Source organism: Kushneria phyllosphaerae, from assembly GCF_900312995.1.
Classification (GTDB): Bacteria; Pseudomonadota; Gammaproteobacteria; order Pseudomonadales; family Halomonadaceae; genus Kushneria; species Kushneria phyllosphaerae.
Genome location: NZ_ONZI01000002.1, coordinates 1 through 22,135, shown reverse-complemented (window position 1 = coordinate 22,135; position 22,135 = coordinate 1). Strand labels below are relative to the sequence as shown.

At 58.0% G+C, this 22,135-nt stretch carries 19 protein-coding genes; 13 read left to right on the top strand and 6 right to left on the bottom strand.

What is annotated here, in order from left to right; genetic code table 11:
* The first annotated feature begins 2 nt into the window (after window positions 1-2).
* Window positions 3-1,394 carry a Si-specific NAD(P)(+) transhydrogenase gene (gene sthA, locus KSP9073_RS05970; RefSeq protein WP_108842080.1) on the top strand — a complete coding sequence of 464 codons (1,392 nt, stop codon included), beginning with the start codon at window positions 3-5 and terminating at the stop codon, window positions 1,392-1,394.
* A gap of 82 nt (window positions 1,395-1,476) precedes the next feature.
* Window positions 1,477-1,761 carry a YrhK family protein gene (locus tag KSP9073_RS05965; RefSeq protein ID WP_243409139.1) on the top strand — a complete coding sequence of 95 codons (285 nt, stop codon included), beginning with the start codon at window positions 1,477-1,479 and terminating at the stop codon, window positions 1,759-1,761.
* A gap of 6 nt (window positions 1,762-1,767) precedes the next feature.
* Here KSP9073_RS05965 and KSP9073_RS05960 read toward each other — a convergent pair whose 3' ends face one another.
* From KSP9073_RS05960 to KSP9073_RS05950, 3 genes are all read right to left on the bottom strand, one after another.
* On the bottom strand, window positions 1,768-2,628 hold the full coding sequence (locus tag KSP9073_RS05960) for a DNA replication terminus site-binding protein (RefSeq protein WP_108842079.1): 861 nt from the start codon (window positions 2,626-2,628) through the stop codon (window positions 1,768-1,770).
* A gap of 121 nt (window positions 2,629-2,749) precedes the next feature.
* The gene (locus KSP9073_RS05955; protein WP_108842078.1) at window positions 2,750-3,649 is read right to left on the bottom strand and encodes a carbon-nitrogen hydrolase; all 900 of its coding nucleotides are present in this window, start codon (window positions 3,647-3,649) and stop codon (window positions 2,750-2,752) included.
* A gap of 16 nt (window positions 3,650-3,665) precedes the next feature.
* Window positions 3,666-4,730 carry an agmatine deiminase family protein gene (locus tag KSP9073_RS05950; protein ID WP_108842077.1) on the bottom strand — a complete coding sequence of 355 codons (1,065 nt, stop codon included), beginning with the start codon at window positions 4,728-4,730 and terminating at the stop codon, window positions 3,666-3,668.
* A gap of 164 nt (window positions 4,731-4,894) precedes the next feature.
* Here KSP9073_RS05950 and KSP9073_RS05945 point away from each other — a divergent pair, with 164 nt between their 5' ends.
* Window positions 4,895-6,136 carry a lipoprotein-releasing ABC transporter permease subunit gene (locus KSP9073_RS05945; protein ID WP_108842076.1) on the top strand — a complete coding sequence of 414 codons (1,242 nt, stop codon included), beginning with the start codon at window positions 4,895-4,897 and terminating at the stop codon, window positions 6,134-6,136.
* On the top strand, window positions 6,129-6,848 hold the full coding sequence (locus tag KSP9073_RS05940; protein WP_165814177.1) for an ABC transporter ATP-binding protein: 720 nt from the start codon (window positions 6,129-6,131) through the stop codon (window positions 6,846-6,848). The genes KSP9073_RS05945 and KSP9073_RS05940 overlap by 8 nt, the downstream gene beginning before the upstream one ends.
* Window positions 6,849-6,937: 89 nt before the next feature.
* Here the strand turns inward: KSP9073_RS05940 and KSP9073_RS05935 are convergent, their stop codons facing one another.
* Together KSP9073_RS05935 and KSP9073_RS05930 are read right to left on the bottom strand one after the other, a co-directional pair.
* Window positions 6,938-7,735 (bottom strand): SDR family NAD(P)-dependent oxidoreductase, encoded by a 798-nt coding sequence (locus KSP9073_RS05935; protein WP_108842771.1) that lies wholly within the window; start codon window positions 7,733-7,735, stop codon window positions 6,938-6,940.
* Between the two features lie 152 nt (window positions 7,736-7,887).
* On the bottom strand, window positions 7,888-8,409 hold the full coding sequence (locus KSP9073_RS05930; protein WP_108842770.1) for a DUF2062 domain-containing protein: 522 nt from the start codon (window positions 8,407-8,409) through the stop codon (window positions 7,888-7,890).
* A 46-nt stretch (window positions 8,410-8,455) separates the two neighbouring features.
* Here KSP9073_RS05930 and KSP9073_RS05925 point away from each other — a divergent pair, with 46 nt between their 5' ends.
* From KSP9073_RS05925 to murB, 7 genes are all read left to right on the top strand, one after another.
* On the top strand, window positions 8,456-10,789 hold the full coding sequence (locus KSP9073_RS05925) for a DNA internalization-related competence protein ComEC/Rec2 (RefSeq protein ID WP_108842075.1): 2,334 nt from the start codon (window positions 8,456-8,458) through the stop codon (window positions 10,787-10,789).
* Between the two features lie 112 nt (window positions 10,790-10,901).
* Window positions 10,902-12,656 (top strand): lipid A export permease/ATP-binding protein MsbA, encoded by a 1,755-nt coding sequence (gene msbA, locus KSP9073_RS05920; RefSeq protein WP_243409138.1) that lies wholly within the window; start codon window positions 10,902-10,904, stop codon window positions 12,654-12,656.
* Window positions 12,657-12,680: 24 nt separating this feature from the next.
* Window positions 12,681-13,664 carry a tetraacyldisaccharide 4'-kinase gene (gene lpxK / locus KSP9073_RS05915; protein WP_108842074.1) on the top strand — a complete coding sequence of 328 codons (984 nt, stop codon included), beginning with the start codon at window positions 12,681-12,683 and terminating at the stop codon, window positions 13,662-13,664.
* A gap of 15 nt (window positions 13,665-13,679) precedes the next feature.
* Window positions 13,680-13,889 carry a Trm112 family protein gene (locus KSP9073_RS05910; protein WP_108842073.1) on the top strand — a complete coding sequence of 70 codons (210 nt, stop codon included), beginning with the start codon at window positions 13,680-13,682 and terminating at the stop codon, window positions 13,887-13,889.
* On the top strand, window positions 13,886-14,674 hold the full coding sequence (gene kdsB, locus KSP9073_RS05905; protein ID WP_108842072.1) for a 3-deoxy-manno-octulosonate cytidylyltransferase: 789 nt from the start codon (window positions 13,886-13,888) through the stop codon (window positions 14,672-14,674). The genes KSP9073_RS05910 and kdsB overlap by 4 nt, the downstream gene beginning before the upstream one ends.
* On the top strand, window positions 14,671-15,150 hold the full coding sequence (locus KSP9073_RS05900; protein ID WP_341476547.1) for a low molecular weight protein-tyrosine-phosphatase: 480 nt from the start codon (window positions 14,671-14,673) through the stop codon (window positions 15,148-15,150). Before kdsB ends, KSP9073_RS05900 begins: the two co-directional genes overlap by 4 nt.
* Window positions 15,147-16,154, top strand: coding sequence for a UDP-N-acetylmuramate dehydrogenase (gene murB, locus KSP9073_RS05895; RefSeq protein ID WP_108842071.1), 1,008 nt, complete (start codon window positions 15,147-15,149; stop codon window positions 16,152-16,154). Before KSP9073_RS05900 ends, murB begins: the two co-directional genes overlap by 4 nt.
* Before the next feature lie 94 nt (window positions 16,155-16,248).
* Here the strand turns inward: murB and rne are convergent, their stop codons facing one another.
* Entirely contained in the window at window positions 16,249-19,863 is a 3,615-nt protein-coding gene (gene rne / locus KSP9073_RS05890; protein ID WP_165814176.1) for a ribonuclease E, read from the bottom strand.
* A gap of 561 nt (window positions 19,864-20,424) precedes the next feature.
* Here rne and KSP9073_RS05885 point away from each other — a divergent pair.
* Together KSP9073_RS05885 and KSP9073_RS05880 are read left to right on the top strand one after the other, a co-directional pair.
* A complete protein-coding gene (locus KSP9073_RS05885; protein ID WP_108842070.1) occupies window positions 20,425-21,363 on the top strand; it encodes an RluA family pseudouridine synthase in 939 nt (312 codons plus the stop codon).
* Between the two features lie 50 nt (window positions 21,364-21,413).
* Window positions 21,414-22,103, top strand: coding sequence for an HAD family hydrolase (locus KSP9073_RS05880; RefSeq protein WP_108842069.1), 690 nt, complete (start codon window positions 21,414-21,416; stop codon window positions 22,101-22,103).
* Window positions 22,104-22,135 lie beyond the last annotated feature (32 nt).

Here is a 22,135-nt window from a genome sequence, read left to right as displayed (position 1 = left end):
TAATGCCCACCTATCAGTATGACGTTGTGGTTCTGGGAGCAGGTCCTGCCGGTGAAAGCGCTGCAGTCAACGCTGCCAAGCATGACAAGCGCGTAGCCATTGTCGAGCTGCAGTCCTCCGTAGGAGGGAACTGTACTCACAAGGGGACAATTCCTTCCAAGACCCTGCGACACGCGGTCAAGCAGGTCGTTCAGTTCAATAACAATCCCATGTTCAGGGATCTGGGCGAGCCTCGCTGGGTCTCCTTTCCTCGCATGCTTGAGCGCTCTCGGCGCGTCATCGAGGATCAGGTGGCCATGCGTACGCGTTTTTATGCCCGCAACCGCATTGATGTCTTCTTTGGTACCGCTTCCTTTGCCGATCCTCACACCATTCATGTGTCTGATGGGCATGGGTCCAGAGAATCACTGGTAGCCGACAATATTGTCATCGCCACCGGTTCACGTCCTTATCGACCCGCGGATATCAATTTCAGACATCCCCGCATTTATTGCTCTGACACCATTCTTGGCCTGTCGCATACGCCCCGGCGCATCATGATCTATGGGGCCGGCGTTATCGGCTGCGAGTATGCCTCGATCTTTTCCAACCTTGGCGTCAAGGTGGACCTTATCGACACTCGTGATCGCCTGCTGTCGTTTCTGGATGATGAAATCAGTGACGCGCTGTCCTATCACCTGCGCCACAGCGGCGTGCAGATTCGCCATAACGAGGAGTACTCCCGCGTCGAAGGGGATGAAACGGGCGTGACCCTGCACCTCAAGTCAGGCAAGAAGATGCGCGCTGATGCCTTCATGTGGGCCAATGGCCGCACGGGAAATACCGATACGCTCAAGCTTGAAAACGCAGGTCTTGAATCCAACTCCCGCGGACAGCTTCAGGTGGATACGAGTTATCGCACCCGGGTTGAGCATATCTACGGCGCCGGTGATGTCATTGGCTGGCCAAGCCTTGCCAGTGCTGCCTATGACCAGGGGCGTTCGGCCTCCGGTGATGCGCTGAGCAAGAACTCGCGTTTTGTGGACGATATCCCCACGGGGATTTACACCATTCCCGAGATCAGCTCGCTGGGCAAGACCGAGCGGGAACTGACAGATGCGCGAACGCCCTATGAAGTGGGGCAGGCCTTTTTCAAGGACACCGCGCGCGCGCAGATTACCGGCGACACGGTCGGCGTGCTCAAGATCCTGTTTAATCCGAAAACGCTCGAGATCTATGGCATTCATTGCTTTGGTGATCAGGCGTCCGAGATCCTTCATATCGGGCAGGCGATCATGAACCAGCCGGGTGAGTCGAATACGCTGGCCTATTTCGTGAACACCACCTTCAACTATCCGACCATGGCGGAAGCCTACCGTATCGCCGCACATAACGGACTTAACCGTCTACACTAGCGGCATACGAAATTTTGTAAAAAGCGCCGACCTTTGAGTCGGCGTTTTTATAGGCCCTAAGTTCATACAGGAGACGACAGCCTTGTCTCGAAAGAAAAGTAACGCTGATACAAGAGATCTGACGCTGCATTTCAACCACGACATGCTGGTGGTGCATCGTCGCTATGAAGTCGTCAGCATCATCAATGACATCTTGATCGGTCTATGGTTTCTGGCCGGTAGCATCTGCTTTTTTTATTCGTCACTAATGATGATTGGCACCTGGCTGTTTGTGATTGGCAGTGCGCAAATGCTGATCAGGCCCGTTATCCGGCTGAGCCGACACTTCCATTTGCAGCGACTGCCACAGTCCAGCGGCGATTTTTAAATGTTATCAAAAGCGATAACGATAAATGCGCAGGCTGGGAATGAACGGCTCGCTTTCAAGTTTTGAGTCCCCCCGCAGAGCGCGCGTTCGCTTTTCGGGCGGATTGGGTGCCGGCTGATTGATCTGAGGGAGCCGGTTATCCGGGGCTGGCACAAAAAGCGGCAGAGCCACATTCATGGCGCGTCGGGTATGTCCATCTTCCAGCGGTTCACGAAAAAACAGGTTGGCGCGCATCAGCGGTGCCTGAGTCTGCACCTGTGCCAGCATTTCCCCGTCGGGAAGCGAGGCCAGCAGTCGATACTGGATCTGGACATGCGCCGCTTCGTTATTGAGCCTGGCAAGCTTGGCCTCTACGTCGGCGACACTCATGCGCTTGATTGAGCGTCCGCTGGAGTACCAGGCGAGCCGAATGCGGGAGACCGGGGCATCGGCGATGGGAAGGCGTCGCCAGCACTGCTTGAGGTGCAGACGGGCCATGCCGCTGCCCTTGAGATGATCATGCAAGACGGGGTGGCGAAAGGGCAGTGTGGCCTTGAGTTCGGCAATCATGGCAGGGTGCTGTTTTCGGGCCACGCCAAGTTGCCGTGCGAAGGCATCCTTGCATTGATTCACGTTTAGCGCGTGTTCCAGCAGTTCGTCATTGGCGACTACAACGCCGACATGATCACGCGTTGCGCGCCCATCCTGGCCATCCTGATACCAATAGTCTGTCAGGGCTCGCATCAACCAGTCGATATCGGCTTCACCGTCAAAACGCCACATGGCGGGAGGATGCTGTCTGGCCGATGCCACGAGGGCTTCTGTGGCTTCCACCAGGTCATCAAAGGCCTTTTCAAGCTCTGCCATCAGTTGATATTGCAGTGACATGGCCGTCTCCATTCCTGCCTTTTGAATATACCGTTATCTTTTAGCACGAACCTGCGCCGGCAACAATACAAGTGGATCATCAGCAGTGGGGGCACGAACTGCTAATGATCCGATCACCCGGCTAGCGGTCCAGGTAGCGCTCGGTAATCTCTGCGTAGGCATCGATTCGGCGGTCGCGTAGATAGGGCCAGATGCGGCGCACCTGTTCACTACGTGTGGGAGACAGCGTGACCAGAAGCTCCTCGGTCTCTTCGCCGGCCAGCGCCAGAATTTCTCCCTGGGCGCCGGCAATGAAGCTCCCACCCCAGAAATCGATACCGCTGCCCACCTGGCTGGGGTCTTCCTCGTGGCCCACCCGATTGGCCGCCAGTACCGGAATGCCGTTGGCCACGGCATGGGAGCGCTGTATCAGCGTCCAGGCATCCTTCTGACGCTGCTTTTCATCCTGCTCGTCACGCGGGTCCCAGCCAATGGCCGTGGGATAAAGCAGCATGTCGGCACCTGCCAAAGCCATCAGGCGAGCGGCTTCGGGATACCACTGGTCCCAGCAGACCAGTACCCCCAGACGCCCCACGGACGTGTCGATGGGGGTGAAACCCTTTCCGCGACCAGCATCACCAGGGGTGAAGTAGAACTTCTCGTAAAATCCCGGATCATCCGGAATATGCATCTTGCGGTAGGTGCCCACCAGTCCGAAGCTAGTATCCAGCACCACGGCGGTATTGTGATAAAGCCCCGGTGCACGGCGCTCGAAAATGGAGCCCACGATGACAATATCGAGCTCTTTGGCCAGCTCACTCAGAAACTGTGTGGTCGGGCCTTCCAGCGGTTCTGCCAGATCAAAGACATCGGTGTCCTCGCACTGACAGAAGTAACGCGTGGCATGCAGCTCCTGCAACAGCACAAGACGCGCGCCTCGCGCGGCCAGTGCACGAATGCCTCGCTCGCTTTCCGCCAGGCTTCTGGGCTTGTCGTTCCAGGCTTTTTGCTGAACGATGCCGACTTCAATGCTTTCCTTCATTCCATCTCTCCGCACATCAGGGGTTGATCGCGTTTAGCGATCCGGCAGGCAGTTGCATGGTCAAACAGTGCAGGCTGCCGTGCTGTCGAATCACCTGCCTGCAGTCTATCGGGATGATATCGCGCGTCGGGAAGGCCTCTGACAATGCCTTGAGTGCTGCATGATCGGCCGGGTCGGCATAGGAGGGCATCAGGACCGCCCCATTGATGATCAAAAAGTTGGCATAGGTCGCCGGCAGACGGTGACCGTCTTCCGGGTCAAGGCAGGCCCGCGGCCACGGCAGCGCAATCAGTCGGTAGGGCTCCCCATCAGCGCGTTGAAATGATTTGAGCTCACACTCCATGGCCTTCAGGGCTTCAAAATGCGAGTCGCTTTTATCATCGCAGCGGACGTAGGCAATGGTGTGCTCATCACAAAAGCGTGCCAGCGTATCAATATGGCTGTCGGTATCATCGCCTTCGAGATAACCATTTTCGAGCCATAGAACGCGGTGGATGCCCAACTGCTCTTCCAGAAATTTCCCGACATCCGCCTGATCAAGATGCGGATTGCGATTGGGGTTCAAAAGACAGCTGCGAGTGGTCAGAAGAGTCCCACAGCCGTCGGTCTCGACGGCGCCGCCTTCAAGGACCACCTGCTGCAGATTGTGTAGCCCGGGTTTGAAAATACCCTGATCTGCGAGGGCTTTATTCAGCGCATTGTCTCGTGCGGCCGGGAATTTACCCCCCCAGCCCGTAAATCGGTAATCCAGCAGCAGGGGCGTGTCATGCTCGATGACACTCAAGGGGCCATGGTCTCGCGCCCAGGTATCGTCACTGGGAGCGATGACCAGCGACAGCCGGTTGTCGGGCACACCAAGATTGGTCAGTGTCATGGCCAGGCGTCGACGTGTGCTGTCATCCGGCAGCGTCACCAGTACATGCTGATAGCGCGTGATCACCTCGATCAGGGTGATAAACGTGGTTTCAATGGCATCCAGCAGCGATGCCCAGTCGCTGTCACGACCGGGCCAGCTGAGCATGATGGCCTGCTGGGGGGCCCATTCGGGTAGAAACTGACGGGGTGAAGAACCCTGATTCATGGCAACAGTGTTATCCGCTCGATCGGTGGGGCAGGAATCTGCAGGTGTTGGCGCATGGCCTGAGACGATATTTTACCACCGACAGGGATTAAGGCGACGCCTGATGCAGGGTGACTTAAAAGTCCGTACCATATCCGCTCCTGTCACTGGATCCCAGGCCAATAATGCTTGATCGAATTCCTTTCCTGATCGGGCTTCGCTATACGCGAGCCAAGCGGCGTAACCACTTCATCTCCTTTATCTCGCTGACCTCCATGCTCGGCCTGACGCTGGGTGTGGCAGTACTGATTCTGGTGCTCTCGGTCATGAATGGCTTTGATCATGAACTGAGAACACGCGTGCTGGGCATGGTCCCGCACACTCGTATTGAGGCGCAAAACGGTGTCAATGATTGGCGTGCGCTGGCAGAGCAGCTGCAGCAACACAATCATGTCGTGGGGGCGGCGCCCTATATTGAGCAGCAGGGCATGTTCTCCTCCAGCGGCCAGACGCAGGGAGCAATGATTGAAGGCATCCTGCCCGAGGCGGAAGAGAAGGTCTCCATCATTGGTGATCACATGGTGGGAGGCGAGCTGGCTTCTCTTCAAAAGGGCAGCTGGAACGTCGTTCTCGGCAGTCTTCTGGCCAGAAATCTGGGTGTTGGCGTCGGCGACAGCGTGACTCTTCTGGTGCCCGAGGCGTCGATCACGCCCGGTGGTGTGTTCCCGCGTTTGAAGCGCTTTACCGTTTCCGGCATCTTTCAGGTGGGCGCGCAGCTCGATGGTAGCCTGGCCTATACCAGCCTGGGGGACATGAAAACTCTGGCGCGGCAGCAGGGTGAGGCGCAGGGCATCCGCTTGAAGCTTGATGATCTGTTCAAGGCGCACAGCGTGACCCGCGACATCATCAATGGCATGCCGCCCGGCTATCGTGGGATCGACTGGACCTACACGCAGGGCAACCTGTTCCAAGCCATCCAGATGGAAAAGCGCATGATTGGTCTGCTGTTGATGGTCATCGTGGCCGTGGCAGCGTTCAATATTGTCTCGACTCTGGTCATGGTCGTGACCGACAAGCATGCCGACATCGCGATCCTGCGCACGCTGGGGGCCACACCACGCTCCATCATGGGCATTTTCATGGTGCAGGGCATTACCATCGGCATCATCGGCATTGTCTTGGGCGTCATTGCCGGTATTGCGCTGGCGCTATCGATTGCCGACATCATCAGCTGGGTTGAATCCGTCTTTGGCATTCAGTTTCTGGATCCGAGCGTTTATTTCATCAGCTATCTGCCTTCACGCCTTGAGTTCTCAGATGTCATGGTCGTGACCGGTGTGGCCCTGCTATTGAGTTTTCTGTCGACCCTTTATCCGGCGTGGCGAGCTGCGCGGGTACAACCGGCCGAGGTGCTGCGCTATGAGTAGTCAACACGATGCGACAATGACAGAGCGCGACAACATGCTGGTCTGCCGAGGACTGAGTCGCGTTTATCAGGAGGGTCCGCAGGACCTGACCGTGCTGGATAATCTGGAGTTGACGGTGGCTGCCGGGGAGCGCATTGCAGTGGTAGGCAGCTCGGGCAGTGGCAAGACCACGCTGCTTAACCTGTTGGGAGGGCTGGATCACCCAACGCAGGGGGAAATCCTGATTGGCGGTCGCCCCATCAAGGGGCTTTCCGAGACGGCCATTGGTCGGTTTCGTAATCAGCACATTGGCTTTGTGTATCAGTTTCACCATCTGCTCGCAGAGTTCACGGCGCTTGAAAATGTCTCCATGCCGTTGATTATCCGCGGTCAGAGCCGTAATGAGGCGGCCAAAAAAGCCAATGCACTGCTGGAAAGAGTTGGCATGGCGCCACGAGGCGCGCACAAGCCCGGTGAGCTTTCCGGCGGTGAGCGCCAGCGTGTGGCCATCGCCCGCGCGCTGGTTACAGACCCCAGTCTGGTGTTGATGGATGAACCGACCGGTAATCTGGATCAGGTAACGGCGCGCCAGATTCTGGATCTGATGGATGAGGTGGCCGAGCGCTCTCGCAGTGCCTTTGTGGTCGTGACCCATGACATGGCGATTGCCCGGCATCAGGATCGGGTGTTGCGTCTGGACAAGGGCCGCCTGGCCCCTGATGTCATGACCTGATATCGGTTTGAGGCCCATTAAAAAGGCCCGCCAGCAATGCTGGCGGGCCTTTTATCGTCTGGACGATTTACTGTGTGTAAAGACGTGGGTCAGTTTTGAACCGACATGACCGCGCCGCCATCCACACGGATGTTGGCGCCGCTGATGAACGAGCCACGTTCGGAGACGGCCAGAGCAATGGCTGCAGAGACTTCTTCCGGTTGCCCGCGGCGCTTGAGCTTGATGCCGGGTCGCTCTTCTGCGAGAAAGCTTTCCACTGCCTCGTCAAGGGAGCAGCTGTTCTCTTTTGAACGCTTCTCCATCATGCCATCGGTCATGGGAGATTCAATAAAGGCAGGAGACACCGTATTGCAGAGAATGCCGTTTTCCGCCTCACCATAGGCCAGATTCTTGACAAATGTCGCCAGCGCTGCCTTGGAGACGTTATAGACGGCTTCATCCCAGTAGGGCTGCACGGCGTTTTCCGAGGTAATACAGACAAAGCGGCCCCAGCCCTTTGCGCGCATGGTGGGGAAGGTGGCACGCGCCATGCGCACGGCGGACATGAAGTTGATCTGCCAGGTGTCCGCGAAGTCTTCATCCTTCATGTCGAGTGGATGGCCCTTGGCACCGGTAATGCCTGCTGTATGTACAACAATATCGATGGTGCCAAAACTTTCGATGGCGGCCTGAGCCAGTGCATCGACATCTTCCTGACGGGTGATGTCGGCCTTGTAGCAGATAACATCACCGTCGATCAGGGCAGCGTCCTTCTCAAGCTGCTCTATATCCATGTCAGATAGCACAAGCTTTACGCCTTCATTGGCCAGCTCACGTGCAGCAGCGAGTCCCAGACCACCCTTGGCACCGGTAATAATGGCAACGCGATTGGTAATTCCCAGATCCATGATGTCGGCTTCCCTGTCGATAATGGATGAATGTGCCTGCAGGGCAGGCAGCATTAACATAGTTTAAAAAACGCTACAGAGACATGTTCATGTCTCTTGTCCGGTGTCGACAGGGCACCTGCTTCAAGAACAGGACCCTTCAATGGCGGGTGTCATCGCTGGCGGCGGCGCTGACGACGCTTGCGCAAAACGCGCAGGATATGCCATCGCCAGCAAAGGCGCGTCAAGATGTTGGCCGCAATGCCGATAACCAGCGCACAGACCAGTGACCCGATAATCAGGGCCGGCATCATGTCGACCACCTGATTGGCAAACCAGCTGACACTGACCTCATCAGGCAGGGCGCGCGGTGGGGTATGCAGTATCCAGGCACCGGCGCGATAGGTGACATAGAAGACCACCGGCATGGTCAGCGGGTTGGTCAGCCATACCAGGGCGAGTGCCAGGGGCAAGTGGCCACGCAGCCACCAGGCGCCGAGCGCTGCCACCAGCATCTGCCCGGGAATCGGCAGCAGGGCGCAAAAAAGCCCCACGGACATGCCATTGGCAATGCTTCGCCGCGTGACCAGCCAGAGGGCAGGGTTGCCAAGCAATGGATGAATCAGTCGGAGCGATTTTCGGCGCCGAATGGTCTCCGGGTCCGGCAGATAGCGTTGAATAAATCGGCGCAGCATCAGGCAGCGTCCAGACAGAACGAGGTCACCATTATCCCTGAACCCCATGGGTGAGGAAAATCTTTCTGAAAATCATGAGCGCTTTGTGCCCATTCGTCGTGAACTGATTGACTGTGTAGAAGGTATACGCCTCCCGCTGCTGTGTCTTGGTGCCATGATCGGTGCCCTGCTGGTACGTGTGCCGCAGGAAATATGGCTATGGGCGCTTGCCCTGATCTGGCTGCTGGCGGCGGCGCTGTATCACCGGTTGATGCTGCTCATGGCGGCGGTTCTGTCCGTGGTGCTGTATCACGGCCTCGTTCAGTGGCCCGAACCTCTGGCGGATGGTCTGGCCAAACAGGACGTCACGCTGAGTGGACGTATCGTCTCGCTTGAAAGACTTGATGGTCGAATACGGCTGAACCTTGTGGTCGCGCACTGTCAGGGTGCGCCTGAGCTGCCACGCTGTGATCATCTTGAACACGTCCGCCTCGACTGGTATCGCCCCCCGGTGCTGGAAAAGGGAGATCGATGGCGTTTGACGGCGCGCTTGAAGCCCCCGCACGGCTTTCTCAATCCCGGTCGATTTGATTATGGCAACTGGCTCATGGAGAAGGGCTTTGGGGCCACCGGCTATGTGCGTGACGCAGACAATGCGGTGCGCCTTCAAAAAGGAAACGGACCTGCGTTGACCGAGCGTTGGCTGGCTTCACGGGTACACGATGATTTTACCCGGCGCTGGCTTCAGGCGTTAACACTGGGAGACGGCAAGGCGCTTGAGGCATCTCAGTGGAAGCTGCTCAGAGAGACGGGCACCACGCATCTGGCGGTGATTTCGGGTCTTCATATTGGGCTGGTATCGGGTTGGGTGCTGCTGCTTGGCCGTCTTCTGGCTCGTTTTTGTCAGCCGTATCGCTGGCGCATGGTGATCTGGCCCTGGTGTCTGGCGGGTCTGGCTGCCGTGGCTTATGCCGGTCTTTCCGGGTTTGCGCCGCCGGCCGTCCGCGCGGCCATCATGACGCTTATTGCCCTTTGGACTGCCAGTGGTCGTCATGCACCCGGCGTATGGCAGGCCTGGTGGCTGGCGTTTCTGGTGGTGGTCATGAGTGCGCCATTGTCCTTGATGAATGCCGGGTTCTGGCTTTCCTTTGGTGCGGTGGCCGTTTTGATCGTGGCATGGCGCTGGCGGGAAAAACGTGTCTGGTGGTACACCATCCTTCGAAGTCAGGCCCTTTTGAGTCTGGCCACCGGCGGCGCTACGCTGATTTTGTTCGGACAGCTGGCGAGCTTTTCGCTGCTGACCAACCTCATTGCCATTCCCTGGGTCTCCATGGTGATGGTTCCTCTGGCCCTGCTGGGCTGGTTGCTGTCTCCCGTCCCGGGCGTTGGTCAGCTGCTCTGGTGGCTCTTTGGGCAAGCTGCCCATCTTTTTGAAAGCGCTCTTGAGCAGGTACGGCAGTGGCAGCCCCACTGGCAGCCTGACTCTGATCAGGTATGGCCGCTTGCCATCATGGCGCTGTTGATTTGTCTGGTATGGCTGGTGCCGGGTCTTGCGCGTTCGTGGCGATGGGGGGCCAGCGTCATGACGATTTCCTTGTGTCTTGGCGCAAGTAACACCCTGGCACTTCGTAGCGGCGAATTGTCGCTGGTAATCCATGATGTCGGTCAGGGGCAGCTGATCGATATTCGCACAGCCAATGGGCGCTGGCTTTACGACAGCGGCCCGCGATCACGGTCAGGGTTCATGCCGGTGACCACGCTCTGGGATCAGGCACAGCATTTCGACGGCGTGATCATCTCGCACGGGGATACGGATCATGCCGGCGGGGTGCCGGTACTCAAGGCCCTGCACAAGGTGAGCCGCTGGTGGTCACCGTTGTCGGATACCATTGACGTCGATGAAATCACCCCCTGTCGCGCCGGCGCTTCATGGCGGGTCGATGGCGTGAATTTTACTTTCCTCTGGCCGCGCAGCAGGGCCACCATGCCGGCGGCCGAAAACGATCGTTCCTGCGTACTGCTGATCGAAACGCCCCACCATCGCATTCTGATCACCGGTGATGCGGGCCAGGACGTTGAGTCCCGGATCGTTGCCCACTATCAAAAGCCGGTTGATATCCTCGTGGCAGGCCATCACGGCAGTCATGGCAGTTCTTCCCGGCGCCTGATCAACATGCTTGAGCCTGCGCGGGTGATCTATAGCGCCGGTTACCTAAATGCCTACGGGCATCCCGCTGACAGCGTGGTCAGACGATTCCACCATGCCGGAAGCTGTCAGTGGAATACCGCCTTTGATGGTGCCATTGCCGTGACGAGTCGCGCTTCTGGAATTCGGGTTGTTTCCTCGCATCCGGTCAGCGGTGTCGAAGCGTGTCGACCTGGGGTAGAATCCGGCCGGTGATTGCCATGGGGCAGTCTTGGATCATGATCGGTCACGGCTCATCATGGAGCCAGGCGCCGTTCGCGCTGTGACATGTTTATCCGCTATCGCCATCAGCCAGGTAGGAGAGCCCGTGAAATCAAACGCCAGCCTGACGCTGTACGCCCGTCTGCTGACCTATGTGAAGCCTTTCTGGAAGGCTTTTGCGATCGCATTGATTGGCAACGCCATCTATGCCGGGTCCAGTACTCTCATGGCGCGCATCATGGAGTTTCTGACAGACGGTATACAAAACCCCGATGCCGATTTCCGTCAGGCCTTGCCACTGATGATGATCGGCATTTTTGTGGCCCGTGGCTTTGGTACCTTTCTGGGGACCTATGGCATGGAGTATGTGGCGCGCAATGTGGTTCATCGTCTGCGCGTTTCGGTCTTCGACCAGATGCTGCATCTACCGGGTCGCTTTTATGATGAAAACAGTGGCGGCCATTTGATTTCTCGTGTGACCTATCACGTTGAGCAGGTCACAGGTGCGGCAACCAAGGCCCTGAATGTCGTGCTTCAGGAAGGCATGCTGGTGGTGGGGCTCACGTTTTATCTGTTCTGGGTCAACTGGAAGCTGATGCTGATTTTTGTCGCGATCACGCCGCTGATCGGTCTGGTGGTGGCCTGGTGCAGCAAGCGCTTTCGCAAGCTCTCAAGGCGCATTCAGAAGTCGGTGGGAGAGGTGACGCATGTGGCCTCCGAAACCATCACGGGGTATCGTGTGGTGCGCACACACGGGGCGGAGCAGCACGAATACGAGCGCTTTAACCGTGCGAGTCAGTACAACCGTGATCAGAGCCTCAAGGAGGCCCTGACCAAGGCCATTAGCGCACCGGTCATTCAGACGCTGGTGGCCGTATCGCTGGCACTGCTGGTGTGGCTGGCGCTGGACCCTAAACTGTTGGGCAACATGAGCGCGGGGCAGTTTATCGGGTTCATCACTGCGGCCAGCATGATCATCAAGCCCATCAAGTCGCTGACGGAAATCAACGGCGTCATTCAAAAGGGGCTGGCCGCTGCTCAGGAGCTTTTTGAACTGATGGACAGACCGCGTGAGCCGGACAATGGCACGCACGATCCGGGCCGTGTTCAGGGGCAGGTCAGCTTTGAAGATGTCCGTTTTCGCTACGGCAGTGACCTGCCGGATGTACTCAAGGGCATCAATCATGAGGTTCATGCCGGCGAAATGATTGCCCTGGTTGGGCGGTCCGGCAGCGGCAAAAGCACCATGATGAATATGCTGCCGCGGTTTTATGATGCGACAGACGGTCGTATCTGCATTGATGGCGTAGATGTCCGCGATTATTCCATGCAGGCCCTGCGCCGTCAGATCGCGCTGGTGACCCAGAATGTGACGCTTTTCAACGCTACCATTGCCGATAATATCGCCTACGGCATTGATCATGCGTCACGTGAAGCGGTCGTGGCTGCCGCACAGGCGGCGTATGCCGATGAGTTCATTGAGCGTCTGCCAAAGGGCTATGACACTCTGGTCGGTGACAATGGGGTCATGCTCTCCGGTGGACAGCGCCAGCGTATCGCCATTGCGCGTGCCATTTTCAAGAATGCCCCGATCCTGATCCTGGATGAGGCTACTTCGGCGCTGGATACCGAATCCGAACGCTACATTCAGCGCGCCCTCGAAAAGGTCTGCGAGGGACGTACCACCTTTGTGATTGCCCATAGGCTGTCAACCATCGAGCAGGCCGATCGCATTCTGGTCATGGATAACGGTGAAGTTATCGAATCCGGGAGTCATGCCGCGCTACTGGAACAGGACGGTGCCTATGCTGCATTGCATCGCATCCAGTTCAGTGAGGAGCGCAGCAATGTCCCGGTGTGAGAACACTACTGGACTGATGGCCCCATGAAGCGTCTTGAACGGGCGTGGTACAGCGGCGCTCGATGGCCGGGTCTGCTGACACCACTGGAAGTCCTGTACAAAAACGTCACGGCTCGCCGGCGTCAGGCCTACCAGAGCGGCCGACGTGAAATATGGACATCGCCGGTACCGGTGATTGTGGTGGGCAATATTACTGTCGGAGGCACCGGCAAATCCCCGCTGACCGCATGGCTGGGGCGCTGGCTGAAGGACCAGGGCTGGCAGCCCGGGATCATCTCGCGCGGGTATGGCGGTCATGCGCCGCGCTATCCCTTCTATGTCAGCGACACCAGTGATGTGACCCATGCCGGTGATGAACCCGTCATGCTGGCGCAGCAGACCCGGCTGCCTGTCGTGGTAGACCCGGACCGCCCTCGCGCAGCACGTAAATTGATTGCGGCCGGCTGCAATATTTTGCTGTCTGACGATGGGCTGCAGCACCATGCGCTGGGGCGCGATATCGAGCTGGTCGTGGTCGATGGTATGCGTGGGTTCGGCAATGGTCGCTGCCTGCCGGTCGGCCCACTGCGCGAGCCACTTTCCCGACTGGAAGAGGTAGATGCCATTATCTCCAACGGCGATCTACAGTCTCCCGATACGGTCGCGCAATATTCCATGTCACTGGTGCCCAGTGCATGGCGCCACCTCAACGATGGGGTTTGCTATAGTATCGACGCTCGTCCTTTCGATGGGCGAGTCCATGCCATTGCCGGCATTGGCAATCCCCAGCGTTTTTTTAAAACACTCGAGACACTGGGCGTGGTGTTTGATCAACATCCGCTGCCGGACCATCATCGTTTTTCGGCGCAGGATGTGCGCTTTGCCGATAATCGCCCGGTGGTCATGACGGCCAAGGATGCTGTCAAGTGTCGCGCCTTTGCCAATGAGCGTTGCTGGTCGCTGGATATTGAAGCGTGCCCGGAGCCTGCCCTGATCAAGTGGCTGGCCTCGCGTCTTGAAAAACTCTGATGCAGGAGAAAGAGAATGGATCAGGAACTGCTTGCCATGCTGGTATGCCCTGAAAGTGGCGGAAAGCTTGAATACAACCGCGAGACCAACGAGCTGCTGTGTCGCGAAAGCGGGATGGCCTATCCGGTGACCGATGGTATCCCGGTCATGCTTGTCAGCCGGGCACGGCGCTTGAGTGTTGAAGAATCGCTGGGCAAACCGTCCGGAACACCGGCTGCATTATGAGTCAGGCCTTTACCGTCATCATCCCGGCCAGATTCGCCTCGCAGCGTCTGCCCGGCAAGCCGCTGCTTGAGATTGCCGGCAGGCCCATGATCGAGTATGTCTGGCAGCGTGCCATGGCATCAGGAGCCTCTCGGGTGCTGATTGCCACTGATAACGAGCAGATTGCTGGCGTTGCGCGTGGCTTTGGAGCGGATGTTGTCATGACCCGAGAGGATCATGTCAACGGTACGTCGCGGCTGACAGAGGTCATCGACAGGCTTGATCTTCATGATGACGATTGCATCGTCAACGTGCAGGGTGACGAGCCACTTCTGCCCAGCGGCCTGATCGATCGCGTCGCCGAATCGCTCAAGGCAGACGATGGGGCGGCGATGGCAACGCTTGCAGAACCCATTGCCGATCGAGCTACCCTGATGCGCACAAGCGTGGTCAAGGTGGTCTGCAGCCAGCAGGGGCGGGCCCTTTATTTTTCACGTGCGCCCATTCCCTGGGACCGTGATCGCTTTGATCTGTCGGATTCTGCTCACCCATCGGGAGAGCACGACCTGGGGCAGGGCTGGCTTCGACACATCGGTATTTACGCCTATCGCGCCTCGTTTTTGCGCGATTATCAAAATCTTCCAGTCGCGCCCATTGAAGCCTGCGAGCAGCTCGAACAGCTTCGAGCGCTCTATCATGGCTACGCCATTTCGGTGGCCGTGGCTACCGAGCAATATCCTGCCGGCGTTGATACGCCAGAGGATCTGGCACGTGTGCGTGAGCTGCTGACAAGGAGCTCAGATTGATTCGAGTCCTGTTTGTCTGCCTGGGCAACATCTGTCGTTCTCCCATGGCAGAAGGTCTTTTCCTCCAGGGGGTACAGCGCAAGGCCCTTGAGGATCGTATAGAGATCGACTCTTGCGGTGTCGGCGACTATCACGTGGGGGAGCCGCCCGACCCCCGGGCCCAGCGCGAAGCCCATCAGCGTGACGCCGATATCTCGGATCTGCGTGGCCGCGTCATTCGCCCGGATGACTTCGAGCGCTTTGACTACATCCTCTGCATGGATGCGGACAACCTGTCTGCCCTGAGAAGGATGGCACCAAGGGATCGACGCGCCCATGTGGGATTGCTGATGGATTTTTCACACGAGGGAACAGGTGTGGAAATCGGTGATCCTTATTTTGGCAATACCGATAATTTCGAGCAGGTCGCCGATCAGATCGCTGCCGGCTGTCAGGGGCTGCTTGAGCATATTGAACGTCGGGAAGCCCTGGGTTGAGGATTCAGTATGGCGTTTCCCTGAAGTCCCGCAACACGCTGGGTTTTGAATCCCGGGCGCAGGCACTTGCCGAAGCCGACTCGTTGCTTTCCCTTCGCCGCATTCTTTCTGCCGGCCGTCACCGATTCAGTCGCATTATCCCTCTGGGGGGCGGCAGCAATGTCGTCATGAACCCCTGTGTCGATGGGATGGTGGTGCGCTATACGGGGCAGCGCATCTGGCAGGAGCCTGTCAGCGCGAATGAAGCGCTCTGGCATATAGAAGCGGGCGTTGACTGGCATGCGCTGGTTGAGAAAACCACCTCGGCTGGCTGGTGGGGCATCGAAAACCTGGCGCTGATTCCGGGATCGGTGGGCGCGGCGCCCATACAGAATATCGGCGCCTATGGCAGCGAAATCGGTGATGTCATCGATAGCGTGCATGTCATGCACCTTGATGATGGCCGCTACGAGATGCTGGACCGGGCGAAGTGCGACTTCGGTTATCGACACAGCGTGTTCAAGGCGACGCTGGCTGGAAGGGTCATGGTCGTCAGGGTTGTCCTTAGACTTCATCTCGACGGCAAACCGCGTGTCGGCTATGGCGATCTTGCTCGCCGTCTGCCGGAAAATCCCGGTCCGAGTGATGTGGCCACGGCCGTGGCGGCCATTCGCCAGGAAAAGCTGCCTGACCCCCGCAGGCTGGGCAATGCCGGGAGCTTTTTTAAAAACCCCGTGGTACCCGTCGAACAGGCTGAAGCCTTGATGACGCAGTGGCCTGCCATGCCGGTCTGGTCGACCGATCAGGGCACCAAGCTGGCCGCCGGCTGGTTGATCGATCAATGCGGCTGGAAGGGCTATCGCAGCAATGGGGTTGGGGTTCATCAACAGCAGGCGCTGGTACTGGTGCATTACGGTGACGGCAGCGTGAGCGATCTACTGGATATGGCAAAACGTATCCGTGCGTCTGTTGAAGCACGCTTTGGCGTTATGCTCGAGATGGAGCCCGGTATTATCGGACAGTAAGATGCAAACCCGGGGGTCGCAGAAAAGGCCCGGATTCTGCAAACAAAAAAAGGCCCACTCCAATGGAGTGGGCCTTTTTGATGCGGGTTAGACGTTATTCACCAGAAGTCTGGTTATCACGCTGCTCGCGCTGCTGCTGACGACGACGTTCACGCGGATCATTATGTGCGCGGCGACGCTGACGCTGCTGAGAAGCGGATTCCCTGGCAGTGGCTTCGTCTTTCACTGACGTGGTGTCAGAGCCTGTCGCCTTGTCAGCGTTTTTTTCAGCACTGGGTGCCGCTTTGTCACTGGCGCCGGTAGTGGTCTCGCGCTTGCTGCTGGACGAGGCCGTGGAGGCTTCAGCGCTTGCAGGCCTGGTGGCATCGATCGACGACGGTTTTTCAGCGTCTTTGGCAGTGGCAGTACTGGACTTCTGTTCTGCTACCTGTCCGGCTTCAGGTGCTGTCGGGCCTTTCGGTGCGGATGTTTCCGCGGCCTTTTCGCGCGAGGTCACACTCTGCTTGTTGATGTCACGCGTCGGCGCCTCGCTTGAAGCCTTGGCCGTAACGGACGCTTTGGCTTCCTGCGATACCAGATGAGGCTGCTCACGCGGAGTGGCTTCATTGGCAGCAGCCGGCTTGCCTGCGTCGGTCGCTTCCTTTTTGGCGTTGGAAGCCGGTTTGGCAGATGATGCTTCCTTGACGCTATCACCAGGCTTTTGAGTGGTGCTGTCTGCAGCCGTTGCGGTTGTATCTACAGGAGACTGTTGACCACTTTCCCTGACGGCTTTCGTGTCGGTCATGGCCGCAGGCTTGTCCGACTTTGCAGAGGCCGCTTCGCCGGAGGGGCTGTCACCGGTCACATCAGAGCCCTTTGGCGACGTTTTGGCAGCGAACTTGTCCTGATGCTCCGTATCAGCCTTTTGGACCGTATTGGCGGCAGACCCTGTGGTCTCGGCAGCCTTGCTCGTCTTGACACCTTTCTGATCAGAGGTGGTTTCGGCGGGCAGCGGTTCACGACCAAAAGTGGCGCTGACGGATTTGCGACCATTTCCTGAGGTAGACGGTGTCTTGTCTTCAGTGGCGGGCGCCTTGTCGTCAGAGCCTGAGGCTGTTTTCTCCGGCGCAGGCATTGGCGCTTTAGAAGTGGCACCGTTCGTGGTGGAAGCGTCACTGGTTTGAGCCGCCACTTTCGAATCGGTGCTGGCGGGCTCACTGGACGTCGCAGCGCTCGAATTTGCCGGACTGGCAGTTTCTTTCGTGGCCACCTCTTTCGCAGCGTTTTCAGGAGCAGCAGAGGCTGCCGACTGGTCGGCTTCAGACTGCAGGCGTTCCTGCTCAGCGACCGCTTCCGGGTTCAACGCCTGCTTGCGGCTGCGCTGACGCGGGTTGTTGCGGGTACGACGCGGCTTGCCGTCATCGCTGTCCTGAGATGCAGCGGGCGAGGGCTGAGCACGTTCATCCTGAGCACTTTCCGTTTTGGCAGGGGCCTCGGAAACAGGCTTTTTGCGCTCGCTGTCTTCACTCGCCTTGTCGGTGCTCTTTTCTGTCGCGGCACCCTGCGGACGCTTGTCGCTACGCTCGGGAGCGGTGTTGTCGCTTTTGGGGGTTGAGGCGCTTTGCTGACGCTTGTCATTGCGCTCGGCACCGACGTTATCTGACTTGTCCGGGGCATTGTTTTGCTGGCGCTTGTCATTACGACCGCTCGCGTTATCGCCCTTGTCGGACTCGCGTGACGGTCGGTCGCGACGGCTCTTGTCATCACGGCTTTTGTCATCACGACCCTTGTCAGAAGCGGTGCGTTTTTCGTTACGACCGTTTCTGCTTCCGGCGCTGTCGTCACGCTTTGTGCTGTCACGACGGTTATTGCGCTGTTCGCCATTGCTGGATGAAGATTTCTGCTCATCGCGGGCGATATTGTCCTGCGGGGCCGGCTGTGGCTTTTCTTCTCGCGCGTTTGGTGCCTGCCGGGTGCTTTCCTTCTGGGGCTCGGCGCTGGTCGTTTCCTGCTTGCTGCTGCTTTCATCGCTGCCCATCAGGCGATTGAAGCCTTTCATCAGACGGCTCAAAAAGCCTGAAGGTTCTTCTTCAACCTGGGCTGCCACGGGCTCGGGGGCCGGTGTTCGGTGGGCCACCGACCGAACCGCGGCTTCAGTGCGCTTAACGGGTTTGCGATAGGTTTCGCTTTCGTCTTCAGGGGCTTCGAAGTCGTCCGACATTTCAAAGCTCGAGCGCGCGGCCTCTTCAGGGTCGACCTGATCATCACGGTAGCGCTGCACGTCGTAATGCGGTGTTTCAAGTTCGGGCTGGGGCAGCAGCATGACGCGTACCCCCTGACGGCGCTCGATGTCGGCCAGAACGTTGCGCTTTTCGTTGAGCAGATAGGTCGCAACCGGTACTGGCAGCATGGCGCGGATCTGTGAGCTGCGATCCTTCATTGCCTCTTCCTCGATCAGTCGCATGATCGAGAGTGACAGTGAGCGGACGTCACGAATGGTGCCCTGACCGTTACAGCGCGGGCATACCACACCGCTGGTTTCGCCCAGCGATGGACGCAGGCGCTGACGTGACATTTCCATGAGACCGAAACGCGAGATGCGACCAATCTGAACGCGAGCGCGATCAAGCTTTAGGGCGTCCCGGACGCGGTTTTCGACTTCGCGCTGATTGCGGGCCGGGGTCATGTCGATAAAGTCGATCACGACCAGGCCGCCAATATCACGAAGACGCAGCTGACGGGCAATTTCGTCGGCAGCCTCGAGATTGGTCTGCAGTGCCGTTTCCTCGATGTCACCACCCTTGGTGGCGCGTGAGGAGTTGATGTCGATGGAGACCAGTGCTTCGGTGTGGTCGATGACCACCGAGCCGCCTGAGGGCAGTTTCACTTCACGCTCGTAGGCCGTCTCGATCTGGGATTCGATCTGAAAACGAGAGAACAGCGGCACATCATCGTTGTACAGCTTGATCTTCTGCTGATACGACGGCATGACCTGCTTGACGAAGTTAATGGCTTCTTCGTGTACGTCGGTATGGTCAATCAGTACCTCGCCGATGTCCTGGCGCAGGTAATCGCGCATGGCACGAATGATGACGTTGGATTCCCGATAAATCAGGAAGGGGGCCGAACGCTTGCCGGCTTCTTCGGTAATGGTTTCCCAGACCTGCACCAGGTAGTCCAGATCCCACTGCAGCTCCTCGGAGGAGCGGCCAATGCCGGCCGTACGAACAATCACGCCCATTTTTTCGGGCATGTTGAGCTGGCTCATGGCCTCCTTGAGTTCGGTACGTTCATCGCCTTCAATGCGACGAGAGATACCGCCGGCTCGCGGATTGTTGGGCATCAGGACCAGAAAGCGACCGGCCAGACTGACAAAGGAGGTCAGCGCCGCGCCCTTGTTGCCGCGCTCTTCCTTGTCGACCTGGACAATGACTTCCTGGCCTTCCTTGATCACTTCACGAATATTGGGACGACCGTTGCCGGAAGGCTCTTTCGAGAAATATTCGCGCGAGATTTCCTTGAGCGGCAGGAAGCCGTGGCGGTCAGCGCCAAAGTCGACAAAGGCAGCTTCAAGGCTGGGTTCAACACGGGTAATGCGTCCGCGATAGATGTTGGCCTTTTTTTGTTCGCGGGCACCGGATTCGATATCGAGGTCATAAAGTCTTTGACCGTCGACCAGCGCGACTCTCAGCTCTTCGGGCTGCGTCGCGTTGATAAGCATGCGTTTCATATTGTCTCACTGACTGAGCGTACCGTCAGACAAATGCCGTGCCACAGGGGTTGTTAAACCTTGTCATTGAGTGCCTGTGGCGCCGGGCATCGGTGACGCCGAATCGCGGGCCAGAGTGTTTGTGCTCAGCGCATGTCTACAAGTATGTTTCAATTCCACGGGCGTCATACAGACAGGCCCTGGAAAGGCTTCATGATCATGTTGAGTACGTGACCGCCTGAAGACATGTCGCGGCAGCATGGTTGCTTAACCGGTCTTCCAATAGGGCGGTCACACCTGGTAACCATCAATTCAACAGCACCGGCTTTCGGTACGGAAATGGTTTATCCCGTGATGCAAAATCCGGGTGCTTCAATACTGCCAGGTGTCAGGCATTGATAACCCGACGACTGTTCTGTTGCTTCGGCCTGCGTGTCATCTATTGCAGGCGCGATCAGGTCTTTTAAACCTTAAGGAAGCCCCCGGAATATAACAGTAAACCCTGGTGCCCACAATCGGGGTCATCACGGCGTTATTTCGCTACAATGCCGCCCCTTACAGCCGGTAAAAGAGGAAGCAGACATGGCCGAGGGGCGTGAAGTTCAGTGGCTTGAAATTGACGAGCATCATGATGGACAGCGGCTGGACAATTTTCTTCTTACCCATCTCAAGGGCGCGCCTCGTACCCTGATTTATCGCATCATTCGTCGTGGTGAAGTGCGCGTCAATGGGGGGCGTTGCAAGGCCAGTCGACGCCTGGTTATCGGGGATCGTATAAGAGTGCCGCCACTTCGGCTGACGCCTCAGGAGGCTGTGCAGGACGTCAGTGACAATTTGCGTCATGTCATCGAGCGTAGTCTTTTAAAGGAGACGCCGGACTGGATGGTGTTCAACAAGCCCTCGGGCCTTGCGGTGCACGGTGGCAGCGGCGTCAAGATCGGGTTGATAGAAGCGCTGCGCCAGATACGTGATGACCTGTCTTACCTGGAGCTGGTGCATCGGCTGGACCGCGATACCTCGGGCTGTCTTCTGGTGGCCAAATCTCGCGATGCCCTCAATTTCCTCAGCGATGAGCTGCGCGGCCATCGAATGCAAAAGCATTATCTCGCTCTGGTCGAGGGAGCGTGGTCCGTTAAACAGAATGAAGTGGATGCGCCGCTGCTGCGCTTTGAGCTGCCCAATGGGGAGCGTCGCGTGCGCGTAGATGTGACCGGCAAGGCTTCCAAAACGCGTTTTACACTGATCGAGTCGTTAAAGGGTGCCTCGCTGATAGAAGCGGAGCCCGTGACCGGGCGCACCCATCAGATCAGGGTGCACTCTGACCATGCCGGGCATCCGCTGCTCGGTGATACCAAATACGGCAGTGTGTCCGGCGAGCGTCTGGCCAAGCGCTGTGAGCTGTCCCGTCTTTTTCTGCATGCCAGAATGCTGGGGTTTACCGACCCCGCCTCAAAACAGCTCGTCCAGATGCAGGCGCCCTTGAGCGACGACCTGCAAGGCGTACTGGCACGCCTGCGCTAGCAGAGTGATCAGGCGGATTTCCCCGAGAGTACAAATGGAGCACGACAGTGATGCGTTATCGTCTGATCATCTTTGACTGGGATGGCACGCTCATGGATTCGGCGGATCGAATCGTGGACTGCATGCAGCGGGCCGCTCTGGATGTTGACTGGCCTGCGCTGAGCCGTGAGGCCGTACTCGATATCATTGGTCTCGGGTTGCCTGAGGCCATTGCCCGATTGTGTCCGGGCATTGATGACGAAAGGGCCGAGCATCTTCGCCAGTGTTATGCCCATCACTTTGTGACCGCCGAGCGGGAAGGGCCTGTTCTGCCTTTTTTTGATGGCGTGGAGGCAGGGCTCGCTCGGCTGAAAGCCGCCCCCGGCGTCAAGCTGGCCGTGGCCACCGGCAAGAGTCGGCGAGGGCTGGATCGCATTTTTAACGAGCGGGACTGCGGTCACTGGTTTGATGACAGCCGCACGGCCGACCTGACCCGATCGAAACCTGATCCCCTTATGCTGGTTGAGCTGCTGGAGACGCTCGATGTGGCGCTTGAGGATGCCGTCATGATTGGCGACAGCGTTCACGACATGGGCATGGCGCAGGCGCTGGGCATGGACCGGGTTGCTGTGACCTGGGGGGTTCACGATGCCAGACAGTTGAATGCGTTCTCGCCCATATGCGTGGTGCAGGATTTTCATGAGCTGATGGACTGGCTGGAGACAGCAGACTGCGAGCGCACAGGGGTAGAAAAGGCATGAGTGATCAAAAGGATCAATGGACGGGTCGTGGG

Coding starts and splice junctions, on each gene's coding strand:
- sthA (WP_108842080.1), top strand. CDS start 3: ATGCCCACCTATCAGTATGACGTTGTGGTTCTGGGAGCAGGTCCTGCC.
- KSP9073_RS05960 (WP_108842079.1), bottom strand. CDS start 2,628: ATGTCACTGCAATATCAACTGATGGCAGAGCTTGAAAAGGCCTTTGAT.
- KSP9073_RS05955 (WP_108842078.1), bottom strand. CDS start 3,649: ATGAAGGAAAGCATTGAAGTCGGCATCGTTCAGCAAAAAGCCTGGAAC.
- KSP9073_RS05950 (WP_108842077.1), bottom strand. CDS start 4,730: ATGAATCAGGGTTCTTCACCCCGTCAGTTTCTACCCGAATGGGCCCCC.
- KSP9073_RS05945 (WP_108842076.1), top strand. CDS start 4,895: ATGCTTGATCGAATTCCTTTCCTGATCGGGCTTCGCTATACGCGAGCC.
- KSP9073_RS05940 (WP_165814177.1), top strand. CDS start 6,129: ATGAGTAGTCAACACGATGCGACAATGACAGAGCGCGACAACATGCTG.
- KSP9073_RS05935 (WP_108842771.1), bottom strand. CDS start 7,735: ATGGATCTGGGAATTACCAATCGCGTTGCCATTATTACCGGTGCCAAG.
- KSP9073_RS05930 (WP_108842770.1), bottom strand. CDS start 8,409: ATGCTGCGCCGATTTATTCAACGCTATCTGCCGGACCCGGAGACCATT.
- KSP9073_RS05925 (WP_108842075.1), top strand. CDS start 8,456: ATGGGTGAGGAAAATCTTTCTGAAAATCATGAGCGCTTTGTGCCCATT.
- lpxK (WP_108842074.1), top strand. CDS start 12,681: ATGAAGCGTCTTGAACGGGCGTGGTACAGCGGCGCTCGATGGCCGGGT.
- KSP9073_RS05910 (WP_108842073.1), top strand. CDS start 13,680: ATGGATCAGGAACTGCTTGCCATGCTGGTATGCCCTGAAAGTGGCGGA.
- kdsB (WP_108842072.1), top strand. CDS start 13,886: ATGAGTCAGGCCTTTACCGTCATCATCCCGGCCAGATTCGCCTCGCAG.
- rne (WP_165814176.1), bottom strand. CDS start 19,863: ATGAAACGCATGCTTATCAACGCGACGCAGCCCGAAGAGCTGAGAGTC.
- KSP9073_RS05885 (WP_108842070.1), top strand. CDS start 20,425: ATGGCCGAGGGGCGTGAAGTTCAGTGGCTTGAAATTGACGAGCATCAT.
- KSP9073_RS05880 (WP_108842069.1), top strand. CDS start 21,414: ATGCGTTATCGTCTGATCATCTTTGACTGGGATGGCACGCTCATGGAT.